13 protein-coding genes are annotated in these 13,230 nt (G+C 64.9%); 10 read left to right on the forward strand and 3 right to left on the reverse strand.

All coding sequences use genetic code 11. From position 1 onward, the window contains the following. Positions 1–68: 68 nt before the first annotated feature. Genes K4A76_RS08875 through K4A76_RS08885 form a run of 3 tightly spaced genes read right to left on the reverse strand, consistent with a single transcriptional unit; the run spans position 69 to position 5,037 of the window. A complete protein-coding gene (locus K4A76_RS08875) occupies positions 69–2,003 on the reverse strand; it encodes an ATP-binding protein (RefSeq protein ID WP_029887742.1) in 1,935 nt (644 codons plus the stop codon). Beyond that, a complete protein-coding gene (locus tag K4A76_RS08880) occupies positions 2,000–2,890 on the reverse strand; it encodes an ABC transporter substrate-binding protein (RefSeq protein WP_274411972.1) in 891 nt (296 codons plus the stop codon). Before K4A76_RS08880 ends, K4A76_RS08875 begins: the two co-directional genes overlap by 4 nt. Further along, positions 2,890–5,037: a TonB-dependent receptor plug domain-containing protein gene (locus K4A76_RS08885; protein WP_274411973.1), complete on the reverse strand. Its 2,148-nt coding sequence runs from the start codon at positions 5,035–5,037 to the stop codon at positions 2,890–2,892. Before K4A76_RS08885 ends, K4A76_RS08880 begins: the two co-directional genes overlap by 1 nt. 157 nt (positions 5,038–5,194) lie before the next feature. Here K4A76_RS08885 and K4A76_RS08890 point away from each other — a divergent pair, with 157 nt between their 5' ends. The 10 genes from K4A76_RS08890 (at position 5,195) to kdpA (ending at position 13,222) form a co-directional block, all read left to right on the forward strand. After that, on the forward strand, positions 5,195–6,220 hold the full coding sequence (locus K4A76_RS08890; protein WP_274411974.1) for an NAD(P)H-dependent glycerol-3-phosphate dehydrogenase: 1,026 nt from the start codon (positions 5,195–5,197) through the stop codon (positions 6,218–6,220). A gap of 24 nt (positions 6,221–6,244) precedes the next feature. Continuing rightward, positions 6,245–6,592 (forward strand): DUF4389 domain-containing protein, encoded by a 348-nt coding sequence (locus K4A76_RS08895; RefSeq protein WP_274411975.1) that lies wholly within the window; start codon positions 6,245–6,247, stop codon positions 6,590–6,592. Next, positions 6,589–7,047: a phosphohistidine phosphatase SixA gene (gene sixA, locus K4A76_RS08900; protein WP_274411976.1), complete on the forward strand. Its 459-nt coding sequence runs from the start codon at positions 6,589–6,591 to the stop codon at positions 7,045–7,047. Before K4A76_RS08895 ends, sixA begins: the two co-directional genes overlap by 4 nt. 119 nt (positions 7,048–7,166) lie before the next feature. Further along, entirely contained in the window at positions 7,167–7,574 is a 408-nt protein-coding gene (locus K4A76_RS08905; protein ID WP_374982007.1) for a hypothetical protein, read from the forward strand. A gap of 71 nt (positions 7,575–7,645) precedes the next feature. Beyond that, the gene (locus K4A76_RS08910; RefSeq protein ID WP_274411977.1) at positions 7,646–8,434 is read left to right on the forward strand and encodes an alpha/beta fold hydrolase; all 789 of its coding nucleotides are present in this window, start codon (positions 7,646–7,648) and stop codon (positions 8,432–8,434) included. Continuing rightward, on the forward strand, positions 8,431–9,285 hold the full coding sequence (locus K4A76_RS08915; protein ID WP_274411978.1) for an alpha/beta hydrolase: 855 nt from the start codon (positions 8,431–8,433) through the stop codon (positions 9,283–9,285). The genes K4A76_RS08910 and K4A76_RS08915 overlap by 4 nt, the downstream gene beginning before the upstream one ends. Before the next feature lie 108 nt (positions 9,286–9,393). After that, a complete protein-coding gene (locus K4A76_RS08920) occupies positions 9,394–10,188 on the forward strand; it encodes a DUF4892 domain-containing protein (RefSeq protein ID WP_047149932.1) in 795 nt (264 codons plus the stop codon). 12 nt (positions 10,189–10,200) lie between these two features. Continuing rightward, positions 10,201–11,253: an AI-2E family transporter gene (locus K4A76_RS08925; RefSeq protein ID WP_054904242.1), complete on the forward strand. Its 1,053-nt coding sequence runs from the start codon at positions 10,201–10,203 to the stop codon at positions 11,251–11,253. A 175-nt stretch (positions 11,254–11,428) separates the two neighbouring features. Beyond that, positions 11,429–11,518, forward strand: coding sequence for a K(+)-transporting ATPase subunit F (gene kdpF, locus K4A76_RS08930; protein WP_033690477.1), 90 nt, complete (start codon positions 11,429–11,431; stop codon positions 11,516–11,518). Between the two features lie 9 nt (positions 11,519–11,527). Continuing rightward, complete coding sequence (kdpA, locus tag K4A76_RS08935; RefSeq protein ID WP_274411979.1) at positions 11,528–13,222, forward strand: potassium-transporting ATPase subunit KdpA; 1,695 nt, start codon at positions 11,528–11,530, stop codon at positions 13,220–13,222. The last annotated feature ends 8 nt before the right edge of the window (positions 13,223–13,230 follow it).

Genomic DNA, 13,230 nt, shown 5'->3' on the forward strand with positions numbered 1-13,230 from the left:
GGTGTGCACTGAAACGTCTATTTTCAGGGCCGATGAAGGTCCTGTCCAGTGTTTAAGACTGCCGCACTTTAGCATTTATCGCCAGTCGCGGTTGTCTGGCCGGGTAACCAGCGTTGCAGCACGCGCTGCAGTTCGCTGCGGCGCAAGGGTTTGCTCAGGTAGTCATCCATGCCGGCGGCCATGCATCGCTCGCGGTCGCCGTCGAGCGCGTTGGCGGTCAGGGCGATGATCGGCAGGCCTGTGCCGTTGTCCAGTTGGCGAATTCGGCGGGTGGCTTCATAGCCGTCCATGTGCGGCAACCGGCAGTCCATCAGCACCGCGGCAAAGCGCTGGCGGCCCACCAGGTCGACCGCCTCGAGGCCGTCTGCAGCGGTGCACACCGCCAGCCCCAGGCTGCGCAGCATGGCTTCTATGACACTCTGGTTGACCGGATTATCCTCGACCAACAGCACCTTTTTCTGCTCTGCAGCCGCCGCTGGCGGGTCGAGTGGGTGCGGCAGTGGCGCTGGCGCCTGGCTGGCAAGGGCCAACGGCATCTCCAGGGTGAACGTTGAACCCTGGCCCACATGGCTCTCACCGCGCAGCTTGCCACCCATGCGCTCGGCCAGGGTGCGGGCGATCGACAACCCCAGCCCGGTGCCGCCATAGCGGCGGGAAATCGAGCTGTCCGCTTGCTGGAATGCGACGAACATCATTTCCAGGCGGTCGCTGTCGATACCGATGCCGGTATCACGCACGCTGCAGGTCAGCCAGATCAACTGCCGATCGACCACCTGCCAGCGGGCCTCGACCTGCACCTGGCCGCGTTCGGTGAACTTCAGCGCGTTGCCCACCAGGTTCAGCAGGATCTGGCGGATGCGCGTAGGGTCGCCGTTCACCTGCAACTGGCCGATGTCGGCCGGCAGTTGCAGGTGCAGCCCAAGGCCGCGTTGCTGGGCGCTGTGCTGGAAGGACTGGACGCTGCTGGTGATCAGCTCGCCGAGGTTGAAGTCGATGTGCTCCAGCTGTAGCGCGGCGCGTTCGATGCGCGAGAAGTCCAGAATATCGTTGATGACTTTCAGCAGGTGCCCGGTGGACTCGCTGGCCACGGCGGTGTAATCGGCCTGTTCGTTGCTGAGCGGGGTGGTTTCCAGCAATTGCAGCATGCCCATCACGCCGTTCATCGGGGTGCGCAGCTCGTGGCTCATCATCGCCAGGAAATCGGACTTGGCACGGTTGGCCTGTTCCGCCTCTTCGCGGGCCTGGATCAGCTCGGCAATGGTTTGTTGCTGTTCAGCGCTGGCCTGCTCCAGGGCGCTGGCCAGGTTGTTGATGTGGCGCGCCAGGTGGCCCAGCTCGCTGTCGTCTACCACCGGCAAGGGCGTGTTGTACTTGCCTTGCTGGATGGCCTTGACCGCGTGGCCCATGTCGCTGATCGGCTTGGCCAGGCTCAGGGCCAGACGGCGAGCCAGCAAGAAGGTGAACAGCAGGGCGAACAGCGCGAGGATGCCCGCCTTGATCACGATTTCCTGCTGGCGCTGGCTGAACGCATCATCGGACATGCCGACGATCACCCGGCCCAGGTAGTCGTCCCCGATGGCCGGGGTGTTGGCTTTGCCCTGTTGCAGGAAATCGTTGTCCAGGCGTATCTGCTGCAGGCGGATGGGCGCCTGGAACACTTCGACCTGCTGCGCGCGGTTGGCGCTTTCGTCGGACTGCTCCACGTAGACCAGGATGTGGTTGCGGCTGTCCTGTACCTCCAGGAAGCGGACGTGCGGGATGCTGAGGGTGGCCCGCATGAGCCCCTCGAGCACTTCGTTGTTACCGGAAATCACCCCATACTCCGACGCGGGTGCCAGCTGGTTGGCGATCAATTGCCCGGTGTGGTTGAGTTCCTGGCGCAGGTCCTGGATACGAACGAAGGTAAAGAAGCTGATCAGCAGCAAGGTCAGCAGCAGCGCGGGGCCAAGGCTGATGATCTGGGTGCGGGTGTGAATGTCCCAACTCAGGCGTTTGCTGCTCATGGGGTGGGTTCTCCTTCGGCCAGTACCTGGGCGGCGGCGTTCGGATCGATCGGTTCAAGGCCCAGGGCCCGGGCCACTTGCTGGTTGCCGCTGACGCTGTAGCGCTTGGGGTAGAGGCTGCGCGGCCAGCGCGCCGGGGGCTGGTCGAGCAATTGGTCGAGTTCCGCCAGCCAGTCGTCCTGGTCGCTGTAGGTGCTGGCCAGTGCGCCGGCGCGGACAAAACCGGCGTTGGGGCCGATCAGCGCCATCTGCCGGCCATAGCTGCTCAGCAGCAGGTTCTTCGCCGTCTTGGAGTTGTACAGGTCAGGGTCGTCCAGCCCCAGCAGGACATCGCTGTTGCCCAGCAGGTGCTGCAATGGCCGGTTGTCGCGCGGGTCGGACCAGTCCTGGGCCACGATTTCCAGGCCCAGCGGCCCTGCCGCATGGCGCAGTTCCTCGAGCAGAAACCCGCTGTGCTGGCCGTACAGCACGCCGATACGCCGTGCCTGGGGCAGCAAGTAACGCGCCAGGCGCAACTGGCGGCCTGGTGGCGCGTCATTCCACAGGAAGGTGAGAAACGCCGGGCGCGACTTTCCCAGGCGCTGCTCAGCCTGAACCCGGCTGACGCGCATGACCAGGGCCGGTGGCCCGGCGGTTTCGCTCAGGCGCCAATCGAGGGCAGCGTTGTCGAGCAGGATCAGGCGCTGGTCGGCCTTGAGTTTGCCTGGTGATGGCAAGTCGGCGGTGGTCTGGAAGTGCACATGGTCGTGCGGCCTGCGGTTTTCCAGCGCCGCCACGAAGCTGCGGATGCCGGGCTGGTCCTCGGCGCCGATCAGCAGGATCTCGCTGGCCGACAATGGGCCCAGCGGCCACAGGCACAGTACCAGCAGGCGCAACAGCAGGCTCATCAGAACTCCAGCTCCGCGCTGACGCTCAGGCGGTGGCGGCTGTCGTAGCGGTTCTGGGCTGCCGTGGTCGGTTCATCGTCCAGGCGCTGTTGCCACAACGCCGCCAGCTCCAGGTTGCTGCCATATACCCGGAAACGCTTGGCCAGGCGCAGGTCCAGGCGCTCGTAGCGGTACGCGTTGAGGGCATCGTCGCCGTAGTAGAACAGCGCGCTCGACCAGCCGGCACCCCAGTCGCGCATCCACCCGGCCGAGCCGCTGTTGCGGGCGCTGAGGCGGCGATCGTCGGGGTTGCTGGCCCAGGCATCGACATAGGCGTAGGTCAGGCGCAGACGGTCGCGCAGGGTAGGGCGCCAGTCCAGTTGTGCCTCGCTGCCGCTGAAGCGGGCCTTGTTGGCGTTGCTGGCGATGTACTGGTTGTTGCGCAGCGGCTCGCTGATCATGCCGGTGATCTCGTCGTAGAACAGCTTCACGTCCATGCTCAGGTCGATGTCGCTGAAATAGCCGTTGTAGCCCAGTTCGCGCGAGCGCATGCGCTCTTGCTCGAGGTCGCCGGGGCCGCGGGTCTTGACGAAGTATTCGCCGTTTTGCAGGCCGAATGCATTGGGCGTGAGGTTCTTGACCGTGTAGCTCCAGTTGACGTTGTTCTCGAACATGTCGGGCGAGCGCACGGCCTCGGAATACACCGCACGCAGGCCATGGCGCGGGGTGATCAGGTAGTTGACCGCCACACGCGGGGTCAGCGAATTGCCGGACAGCTGCGAGTCCTCGAACATGGCGCCGCCCTGCAGGATCCAGTGCTCGTCGGCGCGCCATTCCAGTTGCCCGAACAGGCGCCAGGTCTGGTCGTCGACGCTGCCGTTGAAGTAGGTCTGCGAATCGGCACGGTCATAGCGGTAGTTCATGCCGCTGAGCAGGCGCAGGCTGTCGGTCAGGCTCAGGGTGTCCTGGATTTCCAGGTCGTAGCGGGTTTCGCGGGTACTCTGGTCAACATCGCCGCATACCTGTTGCTTGCCGCCGTTCTGCCATTGCTCCTGCACTTTCTGCAAAAGCCCTTGCAGGGCCGGGTCGTTGGTGGCCAGGGGGGCACCTGTGGCAATGCCGCGCGCCACGCTTTCGGCGAAGTCCGGGTTCAGTTGCCAGAGCTGGGTCAGCTCGGGGCTGAACGACTGCACGGCATCACAGGCGCGCCACACTTGCTGGCGGTCAAAATGTTGCGCCGAGCCCTGAACATAAAGGCTGTGTTCAGCGCTGAATTCCTTGGTCCAGCGCAGCGAGCCGGCGTAGTCCTTGGCGTTGACGTCGGCGTTGTTGCCGGCTTCGTACTGCTGGAAAACCGGCTGGTAGGTGTAGGGCCGTTGATTGCTGCCTTCTTTGGCCGCAAGTTGCCATTCCAGGGTCTGGTCGATGGCCAGGGTATGACTGGCGCTGAGGTTGAAGCGGTTCAAGCGGCGGCTGTCGCGGTAGTCCTGGCCAAACTGGTTCTCGTCGAAGCCGTCGTCGCGCTGGCCCGATACCGACAGGCGCATGTCGCCGCCCTCCCAGCCGAAGCCGTGGCTGAGGTAATAGTCGTTGATGCCATCCTGGCCGCGGGTCAGTTTCATCCGCGTGCCATGGCTGTCGGCCGGATTGCGGGTCAGGATGTTGACCACGGCCATCAGCGCGTTGGCGCCATAGCTGACCGTGTTCGGGCCACGGAACACCTCGATACGCTCGATATCCTCCATGGCCAGGGGAATGTCGCTCCAGTCCACCGTGGCCAGGCCGGCGCGGTACACCGAGCGGCCATCGATCAGCACCTGCATGCGCCGCGCGTCGTTGGCGTTGCTGCCATGGTAGTTGACCGTGGGCTGGTTGCCGGCGCCGTAGCCGATCATCATGCCCGGTACCAGGCGCAGCAGCTCGGGGATGTCACGGGCACCGCTGGCGCGGATCAGTTCGCTGTCGATGACGGTCATGCTGCCCGGCACCGCTGCCGGCGACTGTTTCAGGCGCGTGGCGGTCAGAACCTGGGGCAGGTCGGTGTTGTCGATGAACAGATCCTCGGCCACGGCCGGGCTACCGAGCAGGGCGGTCAATATGAGCAGACGCGGGAAAGGGGGCGTGCCAGGGAACACAGAGCAGCCTTGTCTCAGGATGGAAACAGGCATGGTAACCGACCTTGGCGCAATTGCCAGTGACCCGCCTCAAGCTTCTGGCTGCAGGCATGCCGTGCCAGGCTTTTCTCGCTGCCGGTAGCTCGAAGCTTGCAGCTTGGCTTTATAATGCGCCGGTCGCCACTTAATTTATGGCTTTAACGGATTGAATATGACTGAACAGCAACCTGTTGCAGTTCTGGGCGGCGGCAGCTTCGGCACCGCCGTGGCGAACCTGCTGGCGGAAAACGGTGTGCCGGTGCGCCAATGGATGCGCGACCCGGCCCAGGCCGAGGCCATGCGTGTCAATCGTGAAAACCCGCGCTACCTCAAGGGCATTCGCCTGCACGACGGGGTAGAACCGGTCAATGACCTGCTGGCCACCTTGCAAGCCAGCGAGCTGGTGTTCGTGGCTCTGCCATCCAGCGCATTGCGCAGCGTGCTGGCGCCGCATGCCGAGCTGTTGCGCGGCAAGGGCCTGGTCAGCCTGACCAAGGGCATCGAGCCGCAGAGCTTCAAGCTGATGAGCCAGATCCTCGAAGAGATCGCCCCCCAGGCACGCATCGGCGTGTTGTCCGGGCCCAACCTGGCCCGCGAAATTGCCGAGCACGCGTTGACTGCCACGGTAGTGGCCAGCGAACACGAAGCGCTGTGCCAGCAGGTGCAAACGGTGTTGCACGGGCGTACCTTCCGCGTTTACGCCAGTGCCGACCGATTTGGCGTGGAGCTGGGCGGGGCGCTGAAGAACGTTTACGCGATCATCGCCGGCATGGCCGTGGCCCTGGGCATGGGCGAAAACACCAAGAGCATGCTGATTACCCGTGCCCTGGCCGAAATGACCCGCTTTGCCGTCAGCCTGGGCGCCAACCCCATGACCTTCCTGGGCCTGGCCGGGGTCGGTGACCTGATCGTCACCTGTTCGTCCCCCAAAAGCCGCAACTACCAGGTGGGTTTCGCACTGGGGCAGGGCCAGAGCCTGGAGGAGGCCGTTACCCGCCTGGGCGAAGTGGCCGAAGGCGTCAACACGCTCAAGGTGCTCAAGGCCAAGGCCCAGGAGGTGCAGGTGTACATGCCGCTGGTGGCGGGCCTGCATGCCATTCTGTTCGAGGGCCGCACGCTGAACCAGGTCATCGAGCACCTGATGCGTGCCGAGCCCAAGACCGACGTCGATTTCATTTCCATCAGCGGCTTCAACTGAGCCGAACAGAGCAAGGAGCGGTACATGAACGATACCCCGGAGCGCGCCCAGCGCGAGTCGATCATCCTGCGGGTGCTGTGGATGCTGGTGTTCCTGGTGGTTTGGCAACTGGCTGAATTGCTGTTGGGCGGCCTGGTGCTGGTGCAACTGGTCTACCGCCTGGTGTATGGCGCACCCAGCGCCAGCCTGATGAATTTCGGCGACAGCCTGAGCCAGTACCTGGCGCAGATCGGCCGTTTCGGCACCTTCCATACCGACCAGAAACCCTGGCCGTTCGCCGATTGGCCAGCAGCGCGTGCGCCGGAAGGCGAGGCGCCGCACGCCGTAGCCCCGTCCCCGCACCCTGTGCGTGACGAGGAGCCCAAGCTGTGAAACTGTGGGTACTGCGCCACGGTGAGGCCGAACTGCGGGCCAACACCGATGCCGAACGGCGCCTGACTGCGCATGGTCGCGAGCAGGTGGTGCGCAGCGCTGCCCACCTGCTGGGGCAGCCATTGCAGGCGATTATCGCCAGCCCTTATGTGCGGGCCCAGCAGACTGCGGCGCTGGTGCATGAGACCATGGGGTTTGCCGAGCCGCTGCGCACCGTGCCTTGGCTCACACCAGAGGCCGATGTGCAGCAGGTCATCGGCGAAATCGAGCGGCTGGGGCTGCAGCATGTGCTGCTGGTCAGCCATCAGCCGCTGGTGGGCAACCTGGTCGGGCTGTTGCAACATGGCCATCTGCAACAGCCAGCGGCCATGAGCACGGCCAGCCTGGCCGAGCTGGAAGGGGAATGGCCCCTGGCCGGGCTGATGACCCTGAAGGCGCTCAACGCCCCTGCCTGAGTTTGTGGGGGCCTGGGGCCCCCGCACATTCCGAGATGGCAACTGACATTTTTGCCAGTTGTCGCGCGCCTCGACTGCTTGATAGCGTTGCCCGAAAACCAGCAGTCAGGGAGCGATGCATGAGCGGTGCGATGTGGGAGCTGCTGTGCTCCCTGGACCTGCAACCCACCATAGACCAGGTTGAGCAAGGCGTTTCGCTGGACTTCGCCCAGTACAGCCTGCTGCGCGAGGCTGCCGACGCCAAGTTCTACCAGCTGATGCGCAAGGTCGAGGGTTATACGGTGCCGGGACCGATCGCCCGGCAACAGAGCGAGCACGACCTGCAGACCCTGCAGGATGCCTGCCTGCGGGTATCCCATCTGCTGCAGTCCAGCTGCCTGGCCCTGCGCCGGCTGCAGCTGGATTACCAGGACCAGCGCCTGGCCCGTGAGGCGCTGCAGAGCCAACTGGCCTACATGCAGGCCTGCCTTCGCCGTTCACTCGAGAGTTTCGACCACGCTTCATGGCCTGATAGCCGCCGCCGATGACCTTTCCGGGCATTGCCGAACCGGCTCGCCATGCCGACAATGGGCCATCATTCCTGTCCGGATCAGGCGCCATGTCGCAGCAGATCTTTTTCGCCCATGCCAACGGTTTTCCCTCGGCCACCTACGGCAAGCTGTTCGCCGCGTTGGCGCCGGACTATCAGGTCCAGCACCTGGCTCAGCACGGCCATGACCCGCGCTTTCCGGTGGATGACAATTGGCAGAGCCTGGTCGATGAATTGCTGCACCACCTGGCGCAGCAGGAGCAGCCAGTGTGGGGCGTAGGCCATTCGCTGGGTGGGGTTTTGCACCTGCACGCGGCGTTGCGCTGCCCCGAGTATTACCGTGGGGTAGTCATGCTCGACTCGCCGGTGCTGACCCGTGCAGATCAATGGCTGCTGCGCACCGCCAAGCGCTTCGGCTTCATCGACCGCATTACCCCGGCCGGGCGCACCTTGGGGCGCCGTCATCTGTTCACGGACCGCGACAGTGCCCGTGAGTACTTCGCCGGCAAGTCCCTGTTTCGCCAGTTCGACCCCGACTGCCTAGACGCTTACTTAGAGCATGGCCTGCAGGCGATGGAGCAGGGCCTGCAACTGCGCTTTGACCCGGCCACCGAGATCAGCATCTACCGCAGTATCCCGCATACCAGCCCCGCCCCGGCGCGACAGTTGCAGGTGCCGCTGGCCATGGTGCGCGGTGACCGCAGCAAGGTCATCCGGCGCCACCATGCCCTGGCGGTGCGTGGCATGCCGCAAGGGGAGTACCACAGTGTGCCAGGGGGGCATATGTTCCCGTTGGAGCGGCCTGCCGATACCGCCAGCCTGCTCAAGGGCCTGTTCGATCGCTGGGGCCAGGCATGAGCACGCAGGTCGAGGAAGTTCGCCTGAGTTTGGGCCACATCGAACTGGCCGCGCATCTGTTCGGGCCTGTGGACGGTCTGCCGGTGATCGCCCTGCATGGCTGGCTGGACAACGCCAACAGCTTCGCCCGCCTGGCGCCGCTGTTGCGCGGCTTGCGCATCGTTGCCCTGGACCTGGCCGGGCATGGCTATTCGGAGCACCGCCCGCCAGGGGCCAGCTATGCCCTGGCCGACTACGCCCACGATGTACTGCGGGTTGCCGAGCAACTGGGCTGGCAGCGTTTCGCCCTGCTGGGCCATTCGCTCGGCGCCATCATTGCGGTGCAAGTGGCCGGTGCGTTGCCGGAGCGGGTCAGCCACCTGGCCTTGATCGACGGCGTTATCCCACCCACCGGCGCCGAGCAGGATGCCGGTGAGCGCCTGGGCATGGCGTTGCTGGCGCAGCTGCGCCTGGATGGCAAGCGCAAATCGGTGTACACCACCCTCGAGCAAGGTGTGCAGGCGCGCATGAAGGGCATGGTCGCGGTAAGCCGGGAAGCGGCCGAACTGCTGGCGCAGCGCGGGCTGATGCCGGTGCCCGGGGGCTACAGCTGGCGCAGCGACAGCCGCCTGACCCTGCCTTCGCCGTTGCGCCTGAGCGAAGCCCAGGCCATGGCCTACGTGCGCCGGGTGAATTGCCCGGCGCAACTGGTGATTGCCGCCGACGGGATGCTGGTGCGCCATACCGCATTGCTGGAGCAGCTACCCTTTGAGCAAATGACACTGCCGGGTGGCCACCACCTGCACTTGAACGATGAGCAGGGCGCGGCCCTTGTCGCAGACTGTTTCAATCGCTTCTTTGGCTTTGCTTGACTTGCACCGGACAAGTGTCGAGGCTTGGCGGGTTGAAAGGGAGACAACCATGCAATTGCCAGACAACCTGGAGCTTCACCTCGGCGCACGGCGCCGCCAGGGTCGCCGATGAGCGCGCCCCTGTCCATCCGCACCGTTGCAGCTGCCTGCCTGGCATTGGCCAGCCCGCTGCTGTGGGCTGGCAGCCTGCCGGTGCCTGCAGACGCCAACGTGGTCGACCAGCGCCCGGCCGTGGAGCAGGAGCGCGTCTACCCGCTGGGCCCATTGCGCAAGATCAGCGGCCGCCTGCGGGTTGACGACAAGGTCGAAAGCCGTGGCCAGGTCAGCTCGGTCACCTACGAGCTGCCGGTCGAACGCACCGCCCGCGAAGCCTTCACCAGCGCCCGCGAGGCGCTGCAGCGCGACGGCGGCTACCCGCTGTTCTGGTGCCAGGGCCGCGATTGCGGCGAGGCCAGCCTGTGGGCCAACGAGGTGTTTGCCAATGCCCGCCTCAACGGGGGGGACGAACAACAGGCGTTCATTCTGCTGCGCCGTTCGGCAGAACAGGCCGACACTCTGGTTGCGTTGTACAGCGTTACCCGCGGCAACCGCCGTGCGTATTTGCATGTGGAAGAGTTCGTCGCCGACAGCCCGTTGGGCGACTTGCTGCCCACGGCGGCCACGGTGCTCCGTGAAATGCGCGATACCGGCAAGCTCGACTACCCGGACCTGGCGGCACCCCAGCCTGCCTGGGCCAACCTGCTGGCACGCAGCCTGAACCTCGACAGTACCCTGCGTGCCAGCCTCAGCGGCGTTCAGGCCGAAGCCTGGCGTGAGGCGCTGATCAAGGCCGGGGTGCGCAACGGTCGCCTTGAAGTGGGCACTGCGCCTACCACTGGCTTGCACCTTGAACTGATTCGTTGAGCGGGTGCTGCGATGGTCAACAATGATCGCCTGCTGGTCCAGATTCTGTTGCTGGCGTTGCTGGGGGCCGGCCTTTGGGTGATGGCGCCGTTCATATCGGCATTGCTGTGGGGCGCTATCCTGGCCTTTGCCAGCTGGCCGTTGATGCGCCTGCTCACACGGGTACTGGGGGGGCGCGAGACCCTGGCGGCCAGCCTGCTGACCATGGCCTGGATCCTGATCGTGGCGCTACCGCTGGTGTGGCTGGGTTTCAACCTGGCCGACCACATTCGTGATGCCACCGCGTTCGTCCGTGACGTGCAGGTCGACGGCCTGCCAGATGCCCCGGCCTGGCTGGGGGGCCTGCCGTTCGTGGGCGAGCGCCTGGTCAGCTGGTGGCAGTCGCTGGACCAGCAGGGGGCAGCCTTGCTGGCCTCGGTCAAACCGCACCTGGGGCAGGTTGGCAACTGGTTGCTGGCGCGCAGCGCGCAAATCGGCAGCGGCGTGCTGGAACTCACACTCAGCCTGGTGTTCGTGTTCTTTTTCTACCGTGACGGGCCGCGTTTGTCGGCGTTCGTGCTGCGCCTGCTGCACCGCTTGATGGGCGAGCGTGCCGCGTACTACCTGGAGCTGGTGGCCGCCACCGTGCAGCGTGTGGTCAACGGGGTGATTGGTACCGCCGCGGCGCAAGCGCTGTTGGCGTTGATCGGTTTTCTGATCGCCGGCGTGCCGGGGGCCATTGTGCTCGGCCTGGTGACCTTCATGCTCAGCCTGATTCCCATGGGGCCGCCACTGGCCTGGATCCCGGCCACCGCCTGGCTGGTGTGGAAGGGCGAGTACGGCATGGCGGTGTTCCTCGGTATCTGGGGCACGTTCGTCATCAGTGGCGTGGACAACGTGCTCAAGCCCTACCTGATCAGCCGGGGCGGCAACCTGCCGCTGGTGATCGTATTGCTGGGCGTGTTCGGCGGCCTGCTGGCGTTCGGCTTCATTGGCCTGTTCATCGGGCCTACCTTGCTGGCGGTCGGCTACAGCCTGTTGCTGGACTGGAGCCGTAACGCCGTAGAGCAACCGCCCCAGCATTAGCCTGTACGGGCCCGCTTCGCGCAGGCGAGCGCGAAGCGGGCCGCGCCGCGGCCTCGACACCCTGATCTTTACGCATTCTTTATACCCCTCGCTGCCCCTCCATCTCGTTCCTTTACACCCCTTCCTCGGACAATTCCCCAAAGCGGCCCAAGCCGCATCTCGGGGAGAACCACACATGAACATGCTCGACGGGCTGTCACTGCTACTGGCAGTGGCCTTGGCGTTTTATCTGCTGGTGGCGCTTTTGCGCGCCGATCGCGGCTAAGGAGCGGCCATGCACAGTTACGACTACGCCTTGCTCCTGGCATTCTTCGCCCTGGTGCTACTGCCGGCACCCTGGCTAGGGCGTTTCTATTTCAAGGTCATGGAAGGCCAGCGTACCTGGCTGTCACCCGTACTCTGCCCGGTCGAGCAGGCTTGCTATGGGCTGGCGGGGGTGGATGCCCGCCAAGAGCAGAACTGGCGCCAGTACACCCTGGCGTTGCTGAGCTTCAACCTGGCCGGCTTCCTGCTTTTGTTCACGGTATTACTGTTGCAGGGCTACCTGCCCCTCAACCCGCAGCACCTGCCTGGCCAGGAATGGTCGCTGGCATTCAATACCGCCGTCAGCTTCGTCACCAATACCAACTGGCAGGCTTACAGCGGCGAGGCGTCGGTCAGCTACCTGAGCCAGATGCTTGGCCTGACGGTGCAGAACTTCGTCAGCGCCGCCACGGGCCTGGCCGTGCTGGTCGCGCTGTGCCGCGGTATTGCCCGGCGTAGCAGCGCAACGCTGGGCAACTTCTGGGCCGACATGACCCGCGCTACCCTTTACGGCTTGCTGCCGCTGTGCCTGTTGCTGGCGCTGCTGCTGGTATGGCAGGGCGTGCCGCAGACCTTTGCCGACTATGCCCACGCGTTGACCCTGCAAGGTGCCGACCAGAGCATCCCGTTGGGCCCGGCCGCCAGCCAGATCGCCATCAAGCAGCTGGGGACCAACGGCGGCGGTTTTTTCGGCGTCAACTCGGCGCACCCGTTCGAGAACCCCACGGCCTGGAGCAACCTGTTCGAGGTGGCATCGATCATCCTCATTCCGGCGGCCCTGGTGTTCACCTTCGGCCACTACGTCAAGGACCTGCGCCAGAGCCGCGCAATCCTTGCCTGCATGCTCGCATTGTTCCTGATTGGCGGCAGCACGGCGCTGTGGGCCGAGCACCAGCCCAACCCGGCGCTTGCAGGCGAACAGGTCCAGCAGAGCGGCCCCATGGAAGGCAAGGAAAGCCGCTTCGGGACTACCGCTTCGGTACTGTGGACCGTGACCACCACTGCCGCATCCAATGGCTCGGTCAATGCCATGCACGACAGCCTCAACCCGCTGACTGGCATGGTGGCGATGGTCAACATGATGGTCGGTGAGGTGATTTTTGGCGGTGTCGGCGCAGGGCTGTACGGCATGTTGCTGTTCGTGTTGATCGCCGTGTTCCTGGCCGGGCTGATGATTGGTCGTACGCCGGAGTACCTGGGCAAGAAGCTGCAGGCCCGTGAGGTGCAGTTGCTGGTGGCCACGCTGCTGGTGATGCCGCTGGGTGTGCTGGTGCTTGGCGCCATCGCTGCCAGCCTGCCGGGCCCGGCAGGGGCGGTCAGCAACCCGGGGGCGCATGGTTTCAGCCAACTGCTGTACGCCTACACCTCGGGTGCCGCCAACAACGGCTCGGCGTTCGCCGGGTTCGGTGCCAACACTGTGTACCACAACCTGATGATCGGCTTGGCCATGCTGATCGGCCGCTTCGGCTACATCCTGCCGGTACTGGCCTTGGCCGGCAGCCTGGCGGCCAAGAAGACCGCGCCCCTTGGAGTCAACAGCTTCCCCACCCACGGCCCGCTGTTCACCGGCCTGCTGCTGGTGACCATCCTGCTGGTCGGTGGCCTGACATTTTTGCCGACCTTGGCCCTTGGGCCGATCGCCGAACATTTGAGCCTGGGTTTTTGAGGATCGAC

The organism is Pseudomonas sp. NEEL19, assembly GCF_028751975.1.
Classification (GTDB): domain Bacteria; phylum Pseudomonadota; class Gammaproteobacteria; order Pseudomonadales; family Pseudomonadaceae; genus Aquipseudomonas; species Aquipseudomonas juntendi.